We start from the raw sequence: 22,329 nt of genomic DNA on the forward strand, positions 1-22,329 counted from the left end.
CCCGGATGTCAGCCAGAGGTAAGAAGCAAACCGCTATAATGCCGGCCATCCCAACACACAGGCATTCGGAGAACTCTCATGAGCTTCAACCTCGTCTCCCCGGGCAAGGACCTTCCCAACGATTTCAACGTCATCATCGAGATCTCGGCCCAGAGCGATCCCGTGAAGTACGAGGCCGACAAGGAGACCGGCCTGCTGTTCGTGGACCGCTTCATCGGCACCGGCATGCGCTACCCGGCCAACTACGGCTTCATCCCGCAAACGCTGTCGGGCGACGGCGACCCGGTGGATGTGCTGGTCATCACCCCGTTCCCGATCCTGGCCGGCGCCGTTGTGCGCTGCCGTGCACTGGGCATGCTGAAGATGACCGACGAGTCGGGCGTGGACGCCAAACTCGTGGCCATCCCCATGGACAAGCTGTGCCCGGCTACCGCCCACATGAAGGGCCTGTCGGATGTGCCGCAAAATACGCTCGACCAGATCAAGCACTTCTTCGAGAACTACAAGGCACTCGAAGCCGGCAAGTGGGTCAAGGTGGAAGGCTGGGCTGGCATCGAAGAAGCCCACAAGGAAATCAGCGACGGCGTGGCGAACTTCAAGAAGTAATTCGCTGCCTGCCGCGTTGTCGAAGAAACCCGCCATCTGGCGGGTTTTTTTGTTGCCGGGGACTACGCGCTACACGCGCTACTCTCGGTACGCGCGCGCGCCCGCGAACGGATTCCGCTCGTTCAACTCATCCATATACGCATCGATCCCTTGACGCTCCCGCTCCAGGAAGCGCTCGACCGCGTCGGCGAACGACGGGTGCGCCAGCCAGTGCGCGGAGCGCGTGGCCACGGGCAGGAAGCCGCGCGCCATCTTGTGTTCCCCCTGCGCGCCGCCTTCGAACGTGCCGATGCCTTCGCGGATGCAGAACTCCAGTGGCTGGTAGTAGGCAGTCTCGAAATGCAGGCAGGGATGGTGTTCCAGCGCGCCCCAGTAGCGGCCGTACAGCGTGCTGACCGCCGGATCGGCATCGTAGACCAGCAGTGAACTGGCGATGTCGCGGCCTTCGCGCTCGGCTATCACCAGCAGCAGGTGCTCGGGCATCGCCGCGCCGATGCGGCGGAAGAAATCGAGGTTCAGGTAGGGCGTGGAGTGGTGATCGCGGTAGGTCTGGCGATAGCAGCGGTTGAACAGCTTCCACGCATCGTCGTCGATGTCGGCCCCGCGCAGATGGCGGAACGTGATGCCGGCCTCCGTCACGCGACGGCGCTCGGCGCGGATGTTCTTGCGCTTCTTCTGCGATAGCGTGGCCAGGAACGCGTCAAAGTTCTCGTAGCCCGGATTGGTCCAGTGGAACTGCACGCCGTGGCGCATCATCATCCCGGCCTCGTCCATCAGGTCGGCTTCATGGTCCGACGGAAACAGCACGTGGAGCGACGAGAGCTCGCTCTCCTGGGCCAGCGCCAGCGCGAAGCGCAGCAGCACTCGGCGCGACAGTTCATCCTCGGCCAGCAGCCGCGCGCCACGCACCGGTGTGAACGGAATCGCGGCCAGCCATTTTGGGTAGTAGGGGATGCCGTGCTGGCGGTAGGCATCGGCCCAGGCCCAGTCGAACACGTACTCGCCGTAGGAATGGGATTTGGCGTAGAGCGGCATTGCCGCAGCCAGCTGGTCCCGGCCCGGTTCCTTGCCGTCGGGCACCCACAGCGCCAGGAAGCGCGGCGACCATCCGGTTTCGTCCGTGGCGCTGCCGCTGGCGTGCAGCGCCTGCAGGAACGCGTGGCGCAGGAACGGCGTGGGCTCGGCCTGCGCGGCGAGCAGCGCATCCCAGTCGTTGGCGTCGATGTCGGCAAGGTCCTGCACGATTTCCGTGCGGTAGTTGGGGCTGAGGCGCGATTCGCTCATGAATACTGGGGAGGGCGGGGGAGGGCGGGTTGTCCACGGCCAGGTGCTGGTCGAGTCTACCGGAAACGATGCTGCGGCGCAGGATGCGGGGCAGCACGTGCCGCGTGTGCGTCGTAGAATGCAGGCATCCTCAGCCCCCCAATCCTGGGCCATCCATGACTCACCCGTTCTTCAACCTCTATTCCCACGGCTTCGCGCGCGTGGCCGTGGGCGTGCCCGAGTGCCGCGTGGCCGATCCGGCCTTCAATGCCGAGCAGACGATCCTGCTGGCGCGCCAGGCGGCCGACGGCGGCGCCGTGCTGGTGGCGTTTCCGGAACTGGGCCTGTCGGCTTACACGTGCGATGACCTGTTTCACCAGCGGGCGCTGCTGCGCGAATGCGAACTGGCGCTGCAACGGATCGTGGAGGCGTCGGCCGGGATCAATGCGGCGCTGATCGTCGGCCTGCCGGTACTGGTGGAGCACCAGCTGTTCAACTGCGCGGTGGTTGTGGCCGGCGGCAAGATTCAGGGCGTGGTGCCCAAGAGCTATCTGCCCAATTACTGGGAATTCTATGAGGCACGCCAGTTCAGCTCCGCGGACTGCGCGGCCACGCCGCTGGTCTCGCTGCTCGGCGCGGAGGTGCCGTTCGGTGCCGATCTGCTGTTCGAGATCGAGAGCATTCCATTTTTCCGCTTCCATGCGGAGATCTGCGAAGACGTCTGGGTGCCGATTCCCCCGTCGTCGTTTGCCGCGCTGGCCGGTGCCACCGTACTCGTGAACCTGTCGGCATCGAATATCGTGATTGGCAAGTCGGGGTATCGCCATCAGCTCGTGTCGCAGCAGTCGGCGCGCTGCCTGGCCGCGTACCTGTACACGTCCGCCGGCAAGGGCGAATCGACGACCGATCTGGCCTGGGATGGCCAGGCGCTGATCTATGAAAACGGTGAACTGCTGGGCGAATCGGAGCGGTTTGCCGACAGCTCTCACCTGCTGTTCGCCGATGTCGACCTCGAGCGGCTGTCGCGCGAGCGGATGCACCAGACGTCGTTTGGCCAGTCGGTGCGCCGCCACCGCGAGGAAGTGGAACGCTTTGACACCGTGTCGTTCCACATCGACGTGCCGTCCACGCAGGCCATGCCGCTCCAACGCAAGGTGGCGCGTTTCCCGTATGTGCCGTCGGACCCGCGCCAGCGCGACGAGCGCTGCATGGAGGTCTACAACATCCAGGTGCAGGCGCTGGTGCAGCGGCTGTCGTCGAGCAAGATCTCGAAGGTGGTGATCGGCGTCTCGGGCGGGCTCGATTCCACGCATGCCCTGCTGGTATGCGCCAAGGCGATGGACCGGCTCGGCCTGCCCCGCTCGAACATCCTGGCCTATACGATGCCGGGCTTTGCCACGAGCGACCGCACGCTGCAGCAGGCGCGCGAACTGATGAAACTGGTGGGCTGCACCGCGCGCGAGATCGATATCCGGCCGAGTTGCCTGGCAATGCTCGCGGATCTGGATCATCCGTATTCGCGCGGCGAGCCCGTCTACGACGTCACGTTCGAGAACGTGCAGGCCGGTGAACGCACCAACCATCTGTTCCGGCTGGCGAATCACAACCATGCGATCGTGATCGGCACCGGCGATCTCAGCGAACTGGCGCTGGGCTGGTGTACCTACGGCGTGGGCGACCACATGTCGCACTACAACGTCAACGCCAGCGTGCCCAAGACGCTTATCAGCCACCTGGTGCGCTGGGTGGCCGAGACCGGGCAGGTGGCCGAGGGAGGCCAGGATGTGCTGCTGGCGGTGCTGGCCACCGACATCAGCCCGGAACTGGTGCCCAGCGGGGCAACCGCGGCCGGGCAGGACAAGGCACCCGAGCAGAAGACCGAGCAGATTATCGGGCCGTACGAGTTGCAGGATTTCAACCTGTACTACACGCTGCGCTTCGGGTTCACGCCGTCGAAGGTCGCATTCCTGGCGCTTCATGCCTGGGGCGACGCGGCGCGTGGAACGTGGCCGAACGGGCCTCATGTGGCCCGCAACGTCTATCAACTGCCCGAAATCAAGCGCGTCCTCGGTATCTTTGTCGACCGCTTCTTCCGCACCAGCCAGTTCAAGCGCTCCTGTATTCCGAACGCGCCCAAGGTCGGCTCGGGCGGCTCGCTCTCCCCGCGCGGCGACTGGCGCGCGCCGAGCGATGGCGAGTCGGTCGTGTGGATGCGGGATCTCGCGCGGATCCCGGATTGAACCGGCAGAAATCGGGTGCGATTGCGGGCAATGTGGGTCTGCCCGCAATCGTCATGTGGTGTTTCGGGCTAGAATCCTTCATCTTCCGACATATTTAGAGACAGAGGCCAGCCATGAAGCAGATTACCGCCATCATCAAACCGTTCAAGCTCGACGAAGTGCGTGAGGCAATGGCCGACGTCGGCGTGACGGGGTTGACGGTGACCGAAGTCAAGGGTTTTGGCCGTCAGAAGGGCCACACCGAGCTCTATCGCGGAGCCGAGTACGTGGTCGACTTCCTTCCGAAGATCAAGATCGAAGTGGTCGTGGCCGAGAACCAGCTCGACACGGTGCTCGACGCCATCGTCAAGGCCGCCCACACCGGCAAGATCGGTGACGGCAAGATCTTCGTGACCGAGATCGAACGTGTGATCCGCATTCGTACCGGCGAGCAGGACGAAGCCGCAGTCTGATCGAGACTGAGATGGCAAAAAGGCCGGCAGATGCCGGCCTTTTGTTTTGGGTCGCGTCGCGGGCTTGCGCTAGCTCGGCAGCTTCCAGCCAAACTGCACCGACACCAGCCGCATTCCCATCGTGACCAGCGCGCCGGCCAGCAGCGCCACCTCCTGGTCGGCACGCAGCCAGGTCAGCCCCACGTAGATCCAGCAGCCGACGAACGAACAGGTGGCATACGGCGAGCGGTCGCGCAGGATCATCGGCACCTCGTTGCAGAGCACGTCACGCACCACGCCGCCGAACACCGCCGAAATGATGCCCATCATCACCGCTACGGTCGGCGTCATCTGCGCTACCAGCGCCAGCGAGGTGCCGGTGACCGAAAACAATCCGAGCCCGATCGCATCGGCCACCAGCATGGTGCGGTCCGACGCCACCCGGCTGGCCACGCGCAGGACGAACGACGCGCCCAACGACATCACAAAGATCAGCAGGACGTAGTACTCGTGGTCCACCCAGTAGAAGGGCCGGCGGTCGAGCAACACGTCGCGCAAGGTACCGCCGCCAAATGCCGTGGCGAATGCGACGACGAAGGTGCCGACCACATCCAGCCGCTGCTTGCGGGCATCGACCACGCCGGAGACGGCGAACGCCAGCACGCCGATCACTTCCATCACGTGCAGGATCAGGGGCAGTCGCCCCATCAGCAAATCGAACGGCAGGTGATATTGCATCCGGTTCTCAGGTCTTGGGCTGGCGTAGCAGGACCATCAGCGCGCCGGCGCCGCCCTGCGATTCGCGTGCCTGGACGAAGGCGATCACTTCTTCCTTCTGGACCAGCCAGCTACGTACCTTGCCCTTGAGCACCGGCAGCTTGTCTGGCGACCCGATGCCTTTGCCGTGGATCACGCGCACGCACCGCACGCCGTTGCGCACCGATCGGCGCAGGAAGTTGGCCAGCGCCTCGCGGGCCTCGTCGGAGCGCAGGCCGTGCAGGTCGACCTTGTCCTGGGGTACCCATTCGCCGCGGCGCAGCTTCTTGATGACGTCCTCGCCGATGCCCGGGCGCCGGAACGACATCGTCTCGTCGATATCGAGCAGGTTCTCGACATCGAATTCATCGGACAGCGATGCCTCGAGCACGGCCTTGTCGTTGAGGCGGGTTTGCACCGGCTCCGGGGTCGGCTTCTTCACGGGATGCTCGACGCGGTTGCGGTCGCGCAGGTTGCTGACCTGCCCGACGCTGGTGCGGAACACGTTGGCTTCTTCCTCGGCGCGCCTGGCGGCGGCCTCGGCGGCTTGCCGCTCGGCTTCGCGGCGCTCGGCGTCGGCCTTGAGGCCGTCGCGCACCGTGGCCAGATCGTGCAGGCCCATGCGTTGGGGGGGCTTGGATGTGGGTTTGGCGCCGTGCGACATGGAGCGATTCTCTAAGGGGGCAGGTGGCTCGGCGTCGATTATAAGGAATCCAATAAGGAATCGGGCCGGTAAAAACCGGCCCGATTCGGTGACGCTAGTACCTGGTACCCGGGAGCGATTACTTCAGCGCTTCCACATAGCGTTGCGCGTCGAGCGCGGCCATGCAACCCGTGCCGGCGCTGGTAATGGCCTGGCGGTAGACGTGGTCCTGCACGTCGCCGGCGGCGAACACGCCCGGGATGTTGGTGGCCGTGGCGTCGCCCGACAGGCCGCTCTTGGTCACGATATAGCCGTTCTTCATCTCGAGCTGGCCTTCGAACAGGTCGGTGTTCGGCTTGTGGCCGATGGCCACGAACACACCGGCGAGCTTCAGATCCTCGGTCTTGGCGGCGTCCTTGGTGTCGCGGATGCGCAGGCCGGTCACGCCCGACTCATCGCCCAGCACTTCGTCCAGCGTGCTGTCGTAGCGCAGGGCGATCCGGCCTTCTTCCACGCGCTGCATCAGGCGGTCCACCAGGATCGGCTCGGCGCGGAACTTGTCGCGGCGGTGGATCAGCGTGACCTTGCTGGCGATATGGGACAGATAGAGCGCTTCTTCCACGGCGGTGTTGCCGCCACCGATCACGGCCACTTCCTGGTTCTTGTAGAAGAAACCGTCGCAGGTGGCGCAGGCCGAGACACCGCGGCCCATGAAGGCTTCTTCCGACGGCAGGCCCAGGTACTGGGCGGACGCGCCGGTGGCGATGATCAGGGCGTCGCAGGTGTACTCGCCCGAATCGCCGATCAGGCGGATCGGCTTTTCCGTCAGCTTGGCCGTATGGATGTGATCGAAGATGATTTCCGTGTTGAAGCGTTCGGCGTGCGCCAGGAAGCGCTGCATCAAGTCCGGGCCCTGCACGCCGTTAGGATCGGCGGGCCAGTTTTCCACGTCGGTCGTGGTCATGAGCTGGCCGCCCTGGGCCAGGCCGGTGATCAGCACCGGGTTCAGGTTGGCGCGGGCAGCGTAGACGGCGGCGGTGTAGCCGGCCGGACCAGACCCGAGAATCAGCACTTTTGCGTGTTTTGCGGACATGATGCGTTCCTGTAGGCAGCGCGTGCACCGGCACGGTGGTTGCGCCGGTGTCACTCGAAACCGCCATTATAAGTGGCATGGCGTTTTGCCGACTGTTGCAAATTCCAATGAGGGCGATAGCCCGGCCAAGGTTAAAATGGCCGCCATCGTTCACTTCGTACTCTCGAACCGACCCTGACGCATGGCGCGCGCTACCACGACTACCCGGACCGACCCGTCGGCACTTCCATCGCGTATCGGCAAGCTGCTGGGCGAGGTGCGCTGGTTCCTGCTGCTGGCCGTCACGCTCGGCTTTCTCTGCGTGCTGGCCAGCTACAGCAAGGCCGATCCCGGCTGGTCTCATGCGAGCCAGGTGGCCGACATCCATAACCTTGGCGGACGTGTGGGCGCCTGGGTGGCCGACGTCCTGTTCTTCATCTTCGGATTCTCGGCCTACTGGTGGAGCGTGTTGCTGATCCGCCGCTGCTGGCGTGGCTGGCGCGAGCTGACCGCCGAACTGCCCGAGCGCGTGCAGGAGCCGCAGCACAGCACGGTCATCAGCTGGATTGGCTTCGGGCTGACGCTGGTGTCCAGCATGGGCCTGGAGGCGATCCGCATGTATCCGCTGCGCTCGGCCCTGCCGCGCGCGCCCGGTGGCGTGCTGGGTGACCTGCTGGGCGGCTGGCTGCAGCTTGCGCTCGGCTTCTCCGGCGCCACGCTGCTGTTGCTGCTGCTGTTCGCGATCGGCCTGTCCCTGTTCTTCCATTTCTCGTGGCTGTCGGTGGCCGAGCACGTCGGCGCCTTCGTCGAAACCCTGTTCATGGGCATCAAGGCTCGCCGCGAGAACAAGCAGGACCGCATCATCGGCGCCGCTGCCAAGGTGGAGCGCACCGAGACCGTGGAAGTGCAGCGCGTCCGGCAGGAAGAGGCGCCGCCGATCCAGATCGTGCGCCCGCAGGCGGTGCCTAAGCACGAGCGCGTCGAGCGCGAGAAGCAGCAGCCGCTGTTCGCCGATATCCAGGATTCGGACCTGCCGCCGCTGTCGCTGCTCGACCCGATACCTGCGCATCAGGAAACGGTCAGCGCCGAAACGCTCGAATACACCTCGCGCCTGATCGAAAAGAAGCTCAAGGACTTCGGCGTGGAGGTCAAGGTCGTGGCCGCCTATCCGGGCCCGGTCATCACGCGCTACGAAATCGAGCCGGCCACCGGCGTCAAGGGCAGCCAGGTGGTCAATCTGGCCCGCGATCTGGCGCGTAGCCTGTCGCTGGTGTCGATCCGGGTGGTCGAGACGATTCCGGGCAAGAACTACATGGGTCTGGAGCTTCCGAACCCGAAGCGCCAGACCGTGCGCTTGTCTGAGATCCTGGGCTCACAGGTCTACAACGAGAGCGTGTCGCACCTGACCATGGCGCTCGGCAAGGACATCGCCGGCAAGCCGATGGTGGCCGATCTGGCCAGGATGCCGCACTGCATGGTGGCGGGTACCACAGGCTCGGGCAAGTCGGTGGGTATCAACGCAATGATCCTGTCGCTGCTCTACAAGGCCAAGGCGGATCAGGTTCGCCTGATCCTGATCGACCCGAAGATGCTCGAAATGAGTGTCTACGAAGGCATTCCGCATCTGCTCTGCCCGGTGGTCACCGATATGCGCCAGGCCGGCAACGCGCTGAACTGGGCGGTCGGCGAGATGGAGCGCCGCTACAAGCTCATGAGCAAGCTCGGCGTGCGCAATCTGGCCGGCTACAACAAGAAGATCGACGAAGCCGCCGCCAGGGAAGAGAAGATTCCGAACCCGTTCAGCCTGACGCCGGACGCGCCGGAGCCGCTCGACAGGCTGCCGACGATCGTGATCGTGATCGACGAACTGGCCGACCTGATGATGGTGGTCGGCAAGAAGGTCGAGGAACTGATCGCCCGGATCGCCCAGAAGGCGCGCGCGGCTGGCCTGCACCTGGTGCTGGCCACGCAGCGGCCGTCAGTGGACGTGATTACCGGCCTGATCAAGGCCAACGTGCCGACGCGCATCGCATTCCAGGTGAGCAGCAAGATCGACTCGCGCACGATTCTGGATCAGCAGGGCGCCGAAGCACTGCTCGGCATGGGCGACATGCTTTACCTCGCGCCGGGCACAGGCTTGCCGGTGCGTGTCCACGGGGCGTTCGTATCCGATGAGGAAGTGCATCGCGTGGTCGAAAAGCTCAAGGAAAGCGGCGAAGCCAACTACATCGAGGGCATTCTCGAAGGCGGTCTGGTTGACGGCGATGGCGCGGGCGATAGCCTGGGCGGCGGTGCCGGGATTGGCGGTGGTGGCGCTGAGGCCGATCCGCTCTACGATCAGGCCGTGGAGGTGGTGATCAAGAATCGCCGCGCATCGATCTCGCTGGTGCAGCGCCATCTGCGCATCGGCTACAACCGCGCGGCGCGCTTGCTCGAGGACATGGAAAAGGCCGGACTGGTCTCGGCCATGTCGGGCAACGGCAACCGTGACATCCTCGTGCCGGCCGGCGCGGGCGCGCACGACGAGTAAGAGGCGCTATCAAGATGAAGCAAAGCGGTTCTGGCTAGACGCGCGGCCGCAGACAGTACAAGTGGTACGGCAAGGCCGCGCAACGACGCCAGAATCATTTTGACAGCGCTTCTAAGGCGTGAGGAGGATGAAACGCGTCATAGCGCGTTTCACACGGCTTCGGGCCCCTCGCAAGTGACGGTTAATATACCGTTACGCCGCTCACAAGCCGCTGCGGAATTCAGGGCGCCGACTCCGGCTCTAACCCGACATCCCGGCCAGCGCCGGGCATCAGCCACTCAAGAAAGGAATCGGATACATGCGATATCGCATTCTTGCTCCCCTGGTTTCCCTGGGCGCCGCACTGGCACTGCTGGCGGCCGCGCCTGTCGCGCAGGCGGCGGCAACCGACCAGTTGCAGACCTTCGTGACCAGCGTGAAGACGGCTCGCGGCGAATTCACGCAGCAGCAGATGAAGGGGAAGGGCGCCGATCTCAAGGTAGCCAGCACGTCGAGCGGGACATTCGCGTTCTCGCGCCCCGGCAAGTTCGCGTGGCGCTATACCAAGCCATACGAGCAACTGCTGCAGGCCGACGGCCAGATCCTCTACATCTACGACAAGGACCTGAACCAGGTGACCGAGCGTAAGCTCGATGGCGCGCTTGGGTCGAGCCCGGCGGCCATCCTGTTCGGCAGCAATGACCTGTCGAAGAATTTCGACGTGAAGAACGGGGCCACGCGCGATGGCGTGGAATGGCTGGAACTGACGCCGAAGGAAAAAGACACGCAGTTCGAGCGGATCGGCATCGGTTTCAAGGGCGGCAACCTCGAGGCGATGGAGTTGCGTGACGCCTTCGGCAACACGACCATCCTGACCTTCTCGGCGATCCAGAAGAATCCGTCGCTGCCCGCCGATGCATTCCGCTTCACGGTGCCCAAGGGCGCCGATGTGATGAAGCAGTGAGGAGCGCCATGACACACGCCCAAGCATTCCTTTCGTTGCGTCGCCTGGCCGTGCCGGGCGCCACGCTGGCCGCGGCGCTGGTGCTGTCCGCCTGCGCAAGCTCGCATGCAAGCCGTTTCGACGTCGATGCCTTCCTGCGCGGCTCCGATACGGCGCTGCCCGAAGTGCTCGGTAATCCGGACTTCCTCAAGGCCACGCGCATTCCGCAGACCGATTGCGCGACGATGCTGCAATCGCCTCACAACGGCACCCTGGAAGACCTGCCGGCCAGCAATACGGCGCGGGGTCCAGCATGGCTGCTGCATCCCGCCGATACGCCGGACAAGGTCTGGCTCGTGGTGGGAGAGGCCGGCGGCGAGCGTAGCTGCCACGGTCCGCTGCCTGCCGATGCCATGAAAAAGCTGACCGAGCGCGCCAAGGGCTGACCCGGCGACGCCCCGCCAGCCTTTGACGCTAGGCCTGTGCCTCACGCGCGTAGCGCAGACGTGGCTTGGGCATGGCCTGCAGTTGTTCGCGGCGGATGCGGATCGCCTCCGCGTCGCCGCGCTTGATCGCCGCGCGCAACTTCAACACGGCTTTGCGGTACTGCTTCTTCTTGCGGATGCGGGTCGTGATGGCCATGGCTACGGTTTCCTCATGGGGCCGGCACCAGCGCCGGGTGTCCGTCATGGTAGGCCGCACTGGCCGTCCCGATCCCGTCTATCGAAAGAATTCAGATCGGATTGCCATCGCACATATTGCGGCGACGCAGCATCGGCCGCGCCGCCGTGAACCAGCCGAGGCTCAGAGCAGAAAGCGCCGGTTGTCGTTTTCCGCGTATCGCGGCTCTACCTTGCGGAATTTCAGCTTCGTGCTGCTGCGCAGCTTGCGCGCCGCCATCTTGCGCTGCAATTGCCGATGGGCGGAGTGGATCTGGCCAATCGAGCCTTGCGCGTAGGGCTTGCCATCGTTGGCGCCTGCCAGCGCGCCACCCGCCGCCAGCGCGGCATTGTGCGCCGCAGCCGACTTCTTGATCAGCGCGTCAAGCACATGCCGCGCACGGACGGCAGCATGGAGCAGGCCGTCGGCAGGATTGTCGCGCGCCCGCACCGCATCCTGCGGCAGCCGGACATTGCCAGCCACCCGCCGCAGCGCGGCCCGCAGTTCGGCGCTATCGAGCTGGCCTTCCTGCGCGATCCAGACCGCATCGTGGCGTAGCCAGCCTTCCACGTCGGCCAGCCGGCGCAAGAGTGCCTGCATCAGCGTCTGGCCACCAAAGCGGTGCGAACGACGGATCGCGGCCAGGCCAATACGGCGTACCTGCGGATTCTCGTGATCGACCAGATCCGCGATGATGCGGTCCACCTCCTCCTGTGACGTGATCATCTCGGCGAACTGGCCCGCCAGTGAGATCTCTTCCGCGCCCGTGAGCCTGTTCTTGCCCACCAGCCGATTCAACTTGAACATCAGCATTCGGTAACGCAACATACAAATCCCCGATTTTCGCTAGGCCGACCAAGGGTCGGCCGATATCCGCCTGGCCGGCGGCCGCATCGGCGCGATGCGGGCCGCATCCGTCGAAACGCAGGCCATTAGGAAATATCGGCAGATTCGGAGCGAGCTGTAGGGAAGCGGCGCAGTGTCCGCTGTCGCACGGCGAAGATAGGGTTCGCCCCGACATCGAATCGGAAGCGTCACAAATAGACTATGTTTCTGCTGCACCCCACAAGACCTTCTTCAACCGAGGAGAGAATATGCAAGCAGACTTCAGGCGGAAACTCCGCCAGATCGCCGGCGTGGCAACGCTGTCCGCGCTTGCACTGAGCGCAGCACCGGCCAGTGCCGACCAAATCGCGGATATCAAGGCCAAGGGCCAACTGGTGTGCGGCGTGCTTGGCACGGACGAGCCGTTCAGCTTCGTCGATCCGGCCACCCGCGAGATCGTGGGATACGACGTTGACATGTGCAATGCGGTGGCCAAGAGCCTGGGCGTGAAGCCGGTGCTCAAGCAGATCTCCGTGGCGGCCCGTCTGCCGGAGCTTCAGCAGGGTCACGTGGATCTGCTGGCGGCGTCGCTGACGCATAACAAGGAGCGCGAGTCGCAGATCGACTTCTCGCTGTCGACCTTCATCACCGGACAGAAGGCGATGGTGCGCAAGGAGAGCGGCATCACGACGCTGGGCCAGCTCGATGGCAAGAAGATCATGACCGTCAAGGGTTCCACCATGGAATCCAACATCGCCGCCAAGATCAAGAATGCCACCGTGGTGTCGTTCGACAACAGCCCGCAGGCGCTGCTGGCGCTGGAGCAGGGCAAGGGCGTGGCGTATGTGAATGACGAGACGTCGCTGGTGAGCAACCTCGTGAAGCTCGGCCCCGCGGCCAAGGACTACACGCTGGTGCCGCAGTACCTGTCGAGCGAGCATCTCGCACTGGGCATCAGGAAGGGCGAGACCGGGTTCCGCAACCAGGTCAACCAGGTGCTGAGCAAGATGGAAGCCGATGGCGACGCGCAAAAGCTCTACGACAAGTGGTTCGGGCCCAACACCAAGATGAAGTTCCCGCCGCGCGCGTTCAAGATCTCGACCGACAAGATCGACTGAGGCGCCAACCCCAGGCCCGGGCCAGGCCAGAGGTCCGGCTTGATCAACCCGGTCCGATAAACCTCCCCCGGCTGTCCGGCATCGCGCCGGACAGCCACATTCCATGCCCACCTTCAACCTGTCGATGTTGCTGTCGGGGCAGTATCACGAATGGCTGGTCAGCGGGTTCGTGATGTCCCTCAAGCTGTCGGTCATCGCGTTTGCCATATCGTTGCCGCTGGCCATCGTGATCGCCCTGCTGCGGCTTGCGCCGCTGGCGCCCCTGCGGGGATTGGGCCAGGCCTATGTCGAGGCGATTCGCAACGTTCCGCTGCTGGCCCATATGCTGTTCTGGTATTTCGGCGCGCCGCAGCTGCTGCCGTTCGCGATCAAGAGCTGGCTGTACGAGCACAACTACGAGGCCGTCAGCGCGCTGATCGCGCTGGTCCTGTACACCACGGCCTATATGGCGGAGGACATCCGCAGCGGCATTCGCTCCATCCCGAAGGAACAACTGGAAGCCAGCCGCGCGCTTGGTTTCAGCTTTCTGGCGTCGATGCGGCTGGTGGTGTTGCCGCAATCGCTGCGCATCACCGTGCCGCCGCTGGTGAATCAGATCCTGAATCTCTGGAAGAACTCGAGCATCGCGATGGTGATCGGCGTGGCCGAACTGATGTACCAGGCGCAGCAGGTGGAGAGCGCCACCTTCCGGGGCTTCGAGTCCTTTGCGTTCGCCACGCTGGCGTACCTGACCATATCGATGACGATCACGCTGTTCTCGCTCTGGTATCAACACCGGTTTCCGGTTCGGAGCATGTAGCCATGCTCGACGTTCTGCAGAACTACGGACTCTACTTCCTGATCGGCCAGTATCCGAATGGCCCGCTGGGCGGGCTGGCATTGACCGTGCTGCTGGCGGCGTCCGGGCTGGTGCTGGCGTTGCCGGTCGGCATCGTGCTGGGGCTGTGCCGCGTGAGCCCGTTCCGCACGCTGCGCTGGCCCGCCACCGTCCTGATCTACGTCGTGCGCGGTACGCCGCTGCTGATGGTGGTGTTCTGGGCGTACTTCCTGCTGCCTTCGGTGACCGGGCATCGCACGCCGCAGTTCGCGACGATGCTGGTCGCGCTGGTGGTCTTCGACGGGGCCTATCTGGCGGAGATCGTGCGCGCCGGCATCCAGGGGCTGCCGCGCGGGCAGATGGAAAGCGCGCGTTCGCTCGGCTTGTCGTATGCGCAGGCGATGGCGCTGGTCATCCTGCCGCAGGCGCTGCGCAACATGCTGCCGTCGCTCGTGAACCAGCTTGTGTCGACGATCAAGGAGACATCGCTCGGCTACATCATCAGCTTGCCGGAGGTCTCGTTCATCGCCGGGCAGATCAGCACGCAGATGCTGACCCAGGCCGCGCAGGTCTACCTGCTGCTGGCATTGAGCTATTTTGTCATGTGCTTCGGATTGACCCGTTGCGCCTATCTGCTCGAGCGCCGGCTCGCGGCACGCAACGCTGTGAAGGTGTAACCATGATCAGCATCGAACATGTCAGCAAGTGGTACGGCGATTATCAGGCGCTGGTCGATATCAACGAATCGGTGGCGAAGGCGGAGGTGGTCGTCGTGTGCGGGCCGTCGGGCTCGGGCAAGTCGACGCTGATCCGCACGCTGAACCGGCTCGAGGCCATCCAGAAGGGGCGGATCGTCGTGAACGGGCAGGATGTGCACGCGCGCAACGTGGACGTCAACGCACTGCGTAGCGGCATCGGCTTCGTCTTCCAGCAGTTCAACCTGTTTCCACACCTGACGGTGCTGGAGAACTGCACGCTGGCGCCAGTGCGGCTCAAGCGGATGTCGACACAGGAAGCGAAAGATTTCGCGATGAGCCTGCTGGAGCGGGTGGGGCTGCCGCACAAGGCGTCGGCCTATCCGGGGCAGTTGTCTGGCGGCCAGCAGCAGCGTGTGGCGATTGCCCGCGCGCTGGCAATGAAGCCACCCGTCATGCTGTTCGACGAACCGACGTCGGCACTTGACCCCGAAATGGTCAACGAGGTGCTCCAGGTGATGAAGGGGCTCGCGCGCGACGGCATGACGATGGTCTGCGTCACCCACGAAATGGGCTTCGCGCGCGAGGTGGCGGACCGCGTGATCTTCATGGACCAGGGAGAGGTGCTCGAGCGCGCCACGCCGGAGCGCTTCTTCCTGAAGCCCGAGCATCCGCGCGCGCAGCGCTTCCTGGCCGATATCCGGTCGCCTTGGGAGTCGGTCATCGCGCCCTGATACCGACCGGCCGGATGGCGTGGGGCGGGCCGCGGCAGGCGGCGCCGATGGTCTACACTGTGGCGTTCGCAAGCCGCTTCCGGCGGCCGCACCAGATTGAGAGGCCTAAGTACCGTGGCGGATTCGCTGTTCTCCGACCCCCCCGACCGTTCCCGAATGCCGCTGGCCGAGCGCCTGCGCCCGCGCAATATTGACGAAGTCATCGGCCAGCAGCACCTGCTCGGCCCGGGCAAGCCGCTGCGCGTGGCGTTCGAATCGGGTGAGCCGCATTCGATGATCCTCTGGGGCCCGCCCGGCGTGGGCAAGACCACGCTGGCCCGGCTGATGGCCAATGCGTTCGATGCCGAGTTCATTGCGCTGTCGGCCGTGCTGTCGGGAGTCAAGGATATTCGCGAGGCGGTGGAACGAGCCGAGCAGTTCCGCGCGCATGGCCGGCGCACGCTGGTGTTCGTTGACGAGGTGCATCGCTTCAACAAGAGCCAGCAGGACGCGTTCCTGCCGCACGTGGAAAGCGGGCTGTTCACGTTTATCGGCGCCACCACTGAGAACCCGTCGTTCGAGGTCAATGGCGCGTTGCTGTCTCGGGCGGCCGTCTACGTGCTCAAGAGCCTGAACGAAGACGAACTCAAGCAGCTGGTGCTGCGTGCCAGCGAGGAACTCGGTGGCATTCGCTGGGACGACGAGGCGATGAGCCTGATCGTCGCCTCGGCCGACGGCGATGGCCGCAAGCTGCTCAACAATATCGAGATCGTGGCGCGCGCGGCTCGCAATGCCGGTGTGGATGCGGTGGATACGGCGCTGTTGGGCAGCGCGCTATCGGAAAACCTGCGTCGTTTCGACAAGGGTGGCGACGCGTTCTACGACCAGATCAGCGCCTTGCACAAGTCCGTGCGCGGTTCCGACCCGGATGGCGCGTTGTACTGGTTCTGCCGAATGCTCGATGGTGGCGCCGACCCGCGTTACCTGGCGCGCCGGATCGTGCGGATGGCGTGGGAGGACATCGGCCTGGCCGATCCGCGCGCGGCACGGATCACGCTCGATGCCGCGGAGACCTACGAGCGGCTGGGGTCGCCGGAGGGCGAACTGGCATTGGCGCAGGCGCTGCTGTACCTGGCCGTGGCGCCAAAGTCGAACGCGGGCTACAACGCGTACAACGCGGCGCGTGCCTTTGTCGCCAAGGACAAGTCGCGGGCCGTGCCCGTGCATCTGCGCAACGCGCCGACAAAACTGATGAAGGAGCTTGGCTACGGCCATGCGTATCGCTATGCGCATGACGAGCCGGAAGCCTACGCGGCGGGCGAGCACTACCTGCCCGACGATCTGCGCAGCCAGGACTGGTACCAGCCCACGCCGCGCGGGCTGGAAGGCAAGATCGGCGACAAGCTGCGGCATCTGCGTGATCTGGACGACGCCTGGCATCGCGAGCAGCGCGACAAGTCCGGCAAGGACTGAGCAGGGGGCGAGGGGAGAGCGGGGCGGCGAGCAGGGACCCGGATAACTCCCAAAGTGTGGAGCAGACGGCAAAATCCAGCCGGATTTGCTCCCGGCGGGTCGTGCCAGTGCAGTAAAATGTTCCGTTCGCCGGCATGTTGCCGGCACTGCACATGACCAAGCAACATGCTCGACATCCAGCTGCTCCGCAAAGACATCGACGCCGTGGCCCAGCGCCTCGCCACGCGCGGTTTTCAACTCGATGTGGCCCTGTTCCAGGCCCTTGAGGCCGAACGCAAGCAACTGCAGACCCAGACCGAGGATCTGCAGGCGCGCCGCAACAGCCTCTCCAAGCAGATCGGGATGCTCAAGGGCAAGGGCGAAGACGCCTCGGGCCCGATGGCCGAAGTGGCCGGTATCGGCGACACGCTGAAGGCGTCCGCCCAGCGCCTGGCCGAGATCCAGGACCAGATCAGCGACGCGATGCTCTCGATCCCGAACCTGCCGCACGAAAGCGTGCCGACGGGCAAGGACGAAACCGAGAACGTCGAAGTGCGCCGCGTGGGCACGCCGCGCACGTTCGATTTCGAGATCAAGGATCACGTGGATGTCGGCGCCCGTCTCGGCCTGGATTTCGAGACGGCCACGAAGGTCACTGGCTCGCGCTTCGCCTTCCTGCGGGGTGGCGTGGCACGCATGCATCGCGCGCTGGTCCAGCTCATGGTGGACACGCACACGCTTGAACATGGCTACACCGAGATGTACGTGCCGTACATCGTCAATGCCGCGTCGATGCGCGGTACCGGCCAGCTGCCGAAGTTCGAGGACGACCTGTTCAAGGTGCCGCGCAAGGTCGGCGGTGAGGATGGCCAGGACGCTATCGAGAACTTCTACCTGATCCCGACCGCCGAAGTGCCGCTGACCAACATGGTCCGCGACGCGATCGTTGCCGCGGAAAAACTGCCGCTGCGCTTCGTGGCCCACACGCCATGCTTCCGTTCGGAAGCCGGCTCGTACGGCAAGGACACGCGCGGCATGATCCGCCAGCATCAGTTCGACAAGGTCGAGATGGTGCAGGTGGTGCCGTCCGAGCAGTCGATGGACGCGCTCGAGCAGATGACTGGCCACGCCGAGACGATCCTGAAGAAGCTCGAGTTGCCGTTCCGCACCGTCGTGCTGTGCACGGGCGACATGGGCTTCGGCAGCACCAAGACCTACGACATCGAAGTGTGGATTCCGGCGCAGAACACGTACCGCGAAATCAGCTCGTGCTCGAGCATGGGCGACTTCCAGGCGCGCCGCATGCAGGCACGTATGCGCGCCGGACAGGGCAAGCCGGAACTGGTGCACACGCTGAACGGCTCCGGCCTGGCCGTGGGCCGCACGCTGGTGGCGATCCTGGAGAACTACCAGAACGCAGACGGTTCGGTGATGGTGCCGAAGGCGCTGCAACCGTACATGGGCGGCATCACGCGTCTGGAACCGGAAGCGTAAAAATAGTTACAGAAGGGGCTTGCGCTCCGGATATGGATATCCCTATAATCTTGGTTTCGCCGCTAACGCAGCGACGGCCAAGTTACCGGAGAGGTGGCAGAGTGGTCGAATGTACCTGACTCGAAATCAGGCGTACCGGCGACGGTACCGTGGGTTCGAATCCCACCCTCTCCGCCAAACAAAAAGCTGCTGACGGATTCGACCACCAGCAGACAAAAACAGCGTAGTAAAACTAAGAACCGACGTTTGCGAAAGCAACGTCGGTTTTGTTTTTTCTGCACTGACATTCTCGGCGGGGTACGGGAACGACTCACAGACACCGGAATTACTCACAGACGCCCGATAAAGATCGTTTCATACAACTACAGATGAAGCGGCCTCATGCTAGTCGGATACGCGCGAGTTAGCACGCAGGAACTGGAAACACACGCACAAACCGACGCACTGCGAGAAGCGGGCGTCGGTTTTTTCCGAGAGGCGTTCGGGGGGGGGCACATCGAGGCGGCCTGCGCTTGACGAGATGCTCACAAAAATCGGTCCAGGCGATTCCGTTGTCGTCTGCAAATTTGACCGCATCGCGCACCCCCTCAAAGTACTACTCATCACCGTCGAACGCATCGAAGTAGCAGGCACACAATTCCGCAGCTTGGTCGAGCACATTGATGCCCGCTCGCCAGCCGGCAGGATGATCTTCCAAATCGTCGGAGCGTTTGCAGGATTCGAGCGAGAACTCATCAGGGAGCGAAGCTTCAGGCGTTCGCTTAGCAAGTCCATCAATTCGTCTCTGAGGGAGTCGGCAAGCTCAGAAACATTGTGCAGAGACAACGAGCCACTCATAAAGACAAAGGGCGCCCGGGGGCGCCCTTTTTTAAGTCGAGCTAAGCTTAGACGCCAGTTTGCGCACGGCCGCAAACGGTCGTGGCTTGGTTCCACGTGATCGACGAGGCCGAGAGCTGCGGCGTGACCGTTACGGTACAGCCGTTGGCTGCCAGCTGGTTAATACCGGTGATCGTGATGACGCCGGCGGCGTAAACAACCTGGCCATTGGCCGGCGTCGGGTTAGCAGTGAAGCCAACGCCAGTGTTCGCGGCGCCAAGAGCCGCCAAGTCGGCGCACAAAGCGGGAACGTTGATTGCGGCGGCGCCAGCGGCCGGTGCCAGCGCGTTTTGCTGTGCACACTCCGCGATTGCCTGCTTCATCGGCGTAATCGAGGCCAGATTGTCCGTCCAACGGCTGCGCGTCACATAGTCCTGATACTGCGGAATTGCGATCGCAGCCAAGATACCGATGATCGCGACCACGATCATCAGTTCGATCAGCGTAAAGCCCTTCTGTACCCGCTTGATTCCCATCCGTGCTTTTTTCATGAGTGACCCCAGTATGAATTGTTAGGCAGCCAGAGTGCTGCTGGGTCAACAAAAAGCAACTCGCGTGCCAGGGTCAAAAACAGCCTCGCAGCCCGGAAATTGACAAATTTTGTCAGTCAAAGGTAATCAATTTGAGGTACTGGTGACAGAATTTGTCAGTGTCAGGTGCCGTAATTTGTCCAAGTAGCCGCCCTGGAGTGACAAAATTTGTCACAATTTGTGACAGACCCTGTCCACTGCAGGCCGCCTCACTCACCAGATGCCACAGGTTGCGAAGCGCTCGGCGGCAGCCTTGAAACCAGCAACTGGTCGATCTTGTGATGGTCGATGTCGACCACCTCAAACCGGAAGCCCGCCACGGTGATCGCTTCCGACTTCTTCGGGATCCGTTTCAGCGAGTAGATCACCAGGCCGGCTGCTGTATCCACATAGTCTTCGCCAGGCAGCACGTCGATATCCAGTGCCTTCTTCAGGTCGACCAGCGGTGTCAGGCCGTCGACCAGCCACGAGGATTCGTCGCGGCGCACGATCTGTTCGTCTTCGTTCGAGTAGAGGATGTCACCCATCAGCGCGCCGACGATGTCGTCCAGCGTGACGATGCCCACCACCAGCCCGTACTCGTTCATCACCACCGCAAAATTCTCATGCATCTCGCGGAAGCGGGTCAGTGACTCCGAGAGTGTCAGCGTGTCCGGGATCACCAGCACGTTCTTGTCGTAGTGTTTGCCGATGCTGTCCAATGCTGCGCCGCTTTCATCGGCCAGCAGCAGTTGCAGGATGACTTTCGACTCCATATAGCCCAGCACGTCGTCGATATTCTTGCCGCACACCGGGTATTGTGCGTGCGGTTGCTTGACCAGCTTGCGGCGCAGGCCGTCGGCGGTGTCGTCGAGGGTCAGGAAGACCACGTCGTCGCGCTGGGTCATGATGGCCGTGATCGGCTTCGAATCGAGTTCGAACACGTTTTCGATCAGATGCAGTTCGTGCTTGTGCAGTACGCCGGCCTCGGCGCCGGCATCGACCATGGCGGCGATGTCCTCGGTGGTGATCTGGTCGACCGGCTTGGTGGGAATGCCGAACAGCTTGAGCGTGGCATCGGCCGCTGCATTGAACACCCAGACCACGGGCTTGAACAGCTTGAGCAGTGTCAGCATCGGGCCGATCACCTGCACCGCGCAAGCCTCGGGGAAGGTCATGGCGATGCGTTTGGGGATCAGGTCCGCGAACTGAATAAACAGCAGCGTGACGATCAGGAACGAACTGATGTTGGCGATGCGCTGTGCCATGCCGGCATCGAGGTACGCACTCAGGAATCCGTAGACGAGATCCGAGACATGCTTCTCACCGAGGATACCGGCCAGGATCGCCACGCTGTTGACGCCGATCTGTACCACGGTGAAGAAGTTGCCGGGCTCCTCTTTGAGCAGCAATACCTTGGTCGCGCGGTGGTCGCCGCGTTCAGACAGGACTTGGAGCTTGGTGCGGCGGGCGGCGGTCAAGGCGATCTCGGAGATCGAAAAGAACGCGCTTACCACCACGAGAAGGGTCAGGATCAGTACGAACATAAGTTATTCACGCGCCGATCTGGGCGTGTTGATATTGGTGCACAGGCGGGGGCCTGTCAATTGTCTGGTAAATGTCTGCCAGTCAGCGCGGGGCAGGATCAAACTGGACGACGGGCGAATCCAGGCGATCGTCGAGCGTGGCGGCCAGCGCCGAGGCGGCGGCTGCGAACTGTGTCCGCATATCATCGACCAGGCTCGATTTGCCACGATGGGTGGCGCGCAGCATCTGGATTTCGAACGGCAATTCGGGTTGCACGTCGTGCAGCGCGACATTGGCCGGATTGGCGCTCAACGCGGTGTACTGGTCGAGCAGCGTGACGCCCAGGCCCGCATCCACCAGGGCCAGCGCGAGGGAATAGGTTTGGACCTCGAGCGTCGAATGTGGTTCCAGCGCGTGACGGGCCAGCGTTTGCCGGACCAGCAGCCCCAGCGAGCTGTCGTCGTCATAGCCGATGAACGGCCGCTCCATCAGCTTGCGGATCGACACGATGCCGCGCCGGCCGCCCGAGGGCAGTGCCTGCGGACGCGGCACGGCCAGCAGCATTCGGCCGGCGGCCACGGGCTCGCTGGTGATCGCTTCATGCCGGGGCGGCGAAAAGGCAAAGCCCACGTCGATCTGGTTGGCCAGCAGCGCCTCGACGATCTCGCTCGTATGGTGCGTCAGCACCTGAACCTGCGTTTCCGGGTGCCGCGCGCAGAAGCGGCGCACCGCCGGCACCAGCAGCGGGTTGGCCAGGCTCGGCGTGGCGGCCACGCGCAGGCGTCCCGTGCCCTTGTGGCGCAGGCTTTCCGATACGCGCCGCACACGCTCGATCTCACCATATAGCCTTTCGACATCGCCATAGAGCGCAAGCGCTTCCGGCGTCGGTTGCAGCCTGCCGCGCTGGCGATCGAACAGGCGGAAGCCCAGCGACGATTCCGCATGCTGCAGTACCCGGCTGACCACGGGCTGAGACACATGGAGCAGGCGCGCCGCCTCGCTGACGGTACCGGTTAGCATCACGGCGCGGAACACTTCAATCTGGCGCAGGCGCATGGTTCTGGTGCGGGGGAATGGTCGCGCTGGTGCTTGCGCTGGTGTTCGTGTTGGTGCGGGAAATGGTGCTCCGCACTACGGGTAGACCCGGGTGGCGGGCCCCTATAGCTTGAGGACATATTCT

21 protein-coding genes, 1 tRNA gene and 1 pseudogene are annotated in these 22,329 nt (G+C 63.7%); 14 read left to right on the forward strand and 9 right to left on the reverse strand.

Annotation, left to right across the window (positions count from 1 at the left end):
• Positions 1 to 78 precede the first annotated feature (78 nt).
• A complete protein-coding gene (gene ppa, locus K6G35_RS03335) occupies positions 79 to 606 on the forward strand; it encodes an inorganic diphosphatase (RefSeq protein ID WP_024570732.1) in 528 nt (175 codons plus the stop codon).
• 78 nt (positions 607 to 684) lie between these two features.
• Here ppa and K6G35_RS03340 read toward each other — a convergent pair whose 3' ends face one another.
• Positions 685 to 1,890, reverse strand: a complete 1,206-nt coding sequence (locus tag K6G35_RS03340) for a GNAT family N-acetyltransferase (protein ID WP_495676091.1) — start codon at positions 1,888 to 1,890, stop codon at positions 685 to 687.
• Positions 1,891 to 2,045: 155 nt separating this feature from the next.
• Here K6G35_RS03340 and K6G35_RS03345 point away from each other — a divergent pair, with 155 nt between their 5' ends.
• Together K6G35_RS03345 and glnK are read left to right on the forward strand one after the other, a co-directional pair.
• Positions 2,046 to 4,109 (forward strand): NAD(+) synthase, encoded by a 2,064-nt coding sequence (locus K6G35_RS03345; RefSeq protein WP_286879679.1) that lies wholly within the window; start codon positions 2,046 to 2,048, stop codon positions 4,107 to 4,109.
• A gap of 113 nt (positions 4,110 to 4,222) precedes the next feature.
• Positions 4,223 to 4,561: a P-II family nitrogen regulator gene (glnK, locus tag K6G35_RS03350; protein ID WP_008643594.1), complete on the forward strand. Its 339-nt coding sequence runs from the start codon at positions 4,223 to 4,225 to the stop codon at positions 4,559 to 4,561.
• Positions 4,562 to 4,630: 69 nt separating this feature from the next.
• Here the strand turns inward: glnK and K6G35_RS03355 are convergent, their stop codons facing one another.
• The 3 genes from K6G35_RS03355 to trxB form a co-directional block, all read right to left on the reverse strand.
• Positions 4,631 to 5,278, reverse strand: coding sequence for a trimeric intracellular cation channel family protein (locus tag K6G35_RS03355; RefSeq protein WP_008643595.1), 648 nt, complete (start codon positions 5,276 to 5,278; stop codon positions 4,631 to 4,633).
• A 7-nt stretch (positions 5,279 to 5,285) separates the two neighbouring features.
• Positions 5,286 to 5,960, reverse strand: coding sequence for a Smr/MutS family protein (locus K6G35_RS03360; protein WP_008643596.1), 675 nt, complete (start codon positions 5,958 to 5,960; stop codon positions 5,286 to 5,288).
• 118 nt (positions 5,961 to 6,078) lie between these two features.
• Positions 6,079 to 7,032: a thioredoxin-disulfide reductase gene (gene trxB / locus K6G35_RS03365; RefSeq protein WP_008643597.1), complete on the reverse strand. Its 954-nt coding sequence runs from the start codon at positions 7,030 to 7,032 to the stop codon at positions 6,079 to 6,081.
• A 181-nt stretch (positions 7,033 to 7,213) separates the two neighbouring features.
• On the opposite strand from trxB, the gene K6G35_RS03370 reads away from it, so the two are divergent.
• The 3 genes from K6G35_RS03370 (at position 7,214) to K6G35_RS03380 (ending at position 10,909) form a co-directional block, all read left to right on the forward strand.
• The gene (locus K6G35_RS03370; protein WP_495676092.1) at positions 7,214 to 9,541 is read left to right on the forward strand and encodes a DNA translocase FtsK; all 2,328 of its coding nucleotides are present in this window, start codon (positions 7,214 to 7,216) and stop codon (positions 9,539 to 9,541) included.
• A gap of 298 nt (positions 9,542 to 9,839) precedes the next feature.
• Positions 9,840 to 10,484, forward strand: coding sequence for an outer membrane lipoprotein chaperone LolA (lolA, locus tag K6G35_RS03375; RefSeq protein ID WP_008643599.1), 645 nt, complete (start codon positions 9,840 to 9,842; stop codon positions 10,482 to 10,484).
• An 8-nt stretch (positions 10,485 to 10,492) separates the two neighbouring features.
• The gene (locus K6G35_RS03380) at positions 10,493 to 10,909 is read left to right on the forward strand and encodes a hypothetical protein (protein ID WP_035881484.1); all 417 of its coding nucleotides are present in this window, start codon (positions 10,493 to 10,495) and stop codon (positions 10,907 to 10,909) included.
• Between the two features lie 28 nt (positions 10,910 to 10,937).
• Here the strand turns inward: K6G35_RS03380 and K6G35_RS03385 are convergent, their stop codons facing one another.
• Positions 10,938 to 11,105, reverse strand: a complete 168-nt coding sequence (locus K6G35_RS03385) for a hypothetical protein (RefSeq protein ID WP_008643601.1) — start codon at positions 11,103 to 11,105, stop codon at positions 10,938 to 10,940.
• A gap of 162 nt (positions 11,106 to 11,267) precedes the next feature.
• Positions 11,268 to 11,930, reverse strand: a complete 663-nt coding sequence (locus tag K6G35_RS03390; protein WP_227874064.1) for a hypothetical protein — start codon at positions 11,928 to 11,930, stop codon at positions 11,268 to 11,270.
• A gap of 287 nt (positions 11,931 to 12,217) precedes the next feature.
• Between K6G35_RS03390 and K6G35_RS03395 the strand changes: the two genes are divergently transcribed.
• The 8 genes and pseudogenes from K6G35_RS03395 to K6G35_RS03430 all read left to right on the forward strand — a co-directional run.
• Positions 12,218 to 13,066 carry an ABC transporter substrate-binding protein gene (locus tag K6G35_RS03395; protein ID WP_495676093.1) on the forward strand — a complete coding sequence of 283 codons (849 nt, stop codon included), beginning with the start codon at positions 12,218 to 12,220 and terminating at the stop codon, positions 13,064 to 13,066.
• Between the two features lie 103 nt (positions 13,067 to 13,169).
• Positions 13,170 to 13,865: an amino acid ABC transporter permease gene (locus tag K6G35_RS03400; protein WP_011515543.1), complete on the forward strand. Its 696-nt coding sequence runs from the start codon at positions 13,170 to 13,172 to the stop codon at positions 13,863 to 13,865.
• 2 nt (positions 13,866 to 13,867) lie between these two features.
• Positions 13,868 to 14,560, forward strand: a complete 693-nt coding sequence (locus tag K6G35_RS03405) for an amino acid ABC transporter permease (protein ID WP_008643607.1) — start codon at positions 13,868 to 13,870, stop codon at positions 14,558 to 14,560.
• 2 nt (positions 14,561 to 14,562) lie between these two features.
• Positions 14,563 to 15,312: an amino acid ABC transporter ATP-binding protein gene (locus tag K6G35_RS03410; protein WP_495676094.1), complete on the forward strand. Its 750-nt coding sequence runs from the start codon at positions 14,563 to 14,565 to the stop codon at positions 15,310 to 15,312.
• Between the two features lie 156 nt (positions 15,313 to 15,468).
• Positions 15,469 to 16,764 (forward strand): replication-associated recombination protein A, encoded by a 1,296-nt coding sequence (locus K6G35_RS03415; protein WP_495676331.1) that lies wholly within the window; start codon positions 15,469 to 15,471, stop codon positions 16,762 to 16,764.
• A gap of 165 nt (positions 16,765 to 16,929) precedes the next feature.
• The gene (gene serS / locus K6G35_RS03420; protein WP_495676095.1) at positions 16,930 to 18,237 is read left to right on the forward strand and encodes a serine--tRNA ligase; all 1,308 of its coding nucleotides are present in this window, start codon (positions 16,930 to 16,932) and stop codon (positions 18,235 to 18,237) included.
• An 87-nt stretch (positions 18,238 to 18,324) separates the two neighbouring features.
• Positions 18,325 to 18,414, forward strand: a tRNA-Ser gene (locus tag K6G35_RS03425).
• Between the two features lie 331 nt (positions 18,415 to 18,745).
• Positions 18,746 to 19,174 (forward strand): annotated as a pseudogene (locus K6G35_RS03430) (recombinase family protein); the annotation flags it as partial.
• Here the strand turns inward: K6G35_RS03430 and K6G35_RS03435 are convergent.
• The 3 genes from K6G35_RS03435 to K6G35_RS03445 form a co-directional block, all read right to left on the reverse strand.
• Positions 19,122 to 19,604, reverse strand: a complete 483-nt coding sequence (locus K6G35_RS03435; RefSeq protein WP_035881486.1) for a pilin — start codon at positions 19,602 to 19,604, stop codon at positions 19,122 to 19,124. The pseudogene K6G35_RS03430 and the gene K6G35_RS03435 overlap by 53 nt on opposite strands.
• A 248-nt stretch (positions 19,605 to 19,852) precedes the next feature.
• The gene (gene paeA / locus K6G35_RS03440; RefSeq protein WP_035881487.1) at positions 19,853 to 21,169 is read right to left on the reverse strand and encodes a polyamine export protein PaeA; all 1,317 of its coding nucleotides are present in this window, start codon (positions 21,167 to 21,169) and stop codon (positions 19,853 to 19,855) included.
• Positions 21,170 to 21,251: 82 nt separating this feature from the next.
• A complete protein-coding gene (locus K6G35_RS03445) occupies positions 21,252 to 22,205 on the reverse strand; it encodes a LysR family transcriptional regulator (RefSeq protein ID WP_008643631.1) in 954 nt (317 codons plus the stop codon).
• Positions 22,206 to 22,329 lie beyond the last annotated feature (124 nt).

The sequence above is a fragment of the Cupriavidus sp. HY129 genome (genome assembly GCF_059492215.1).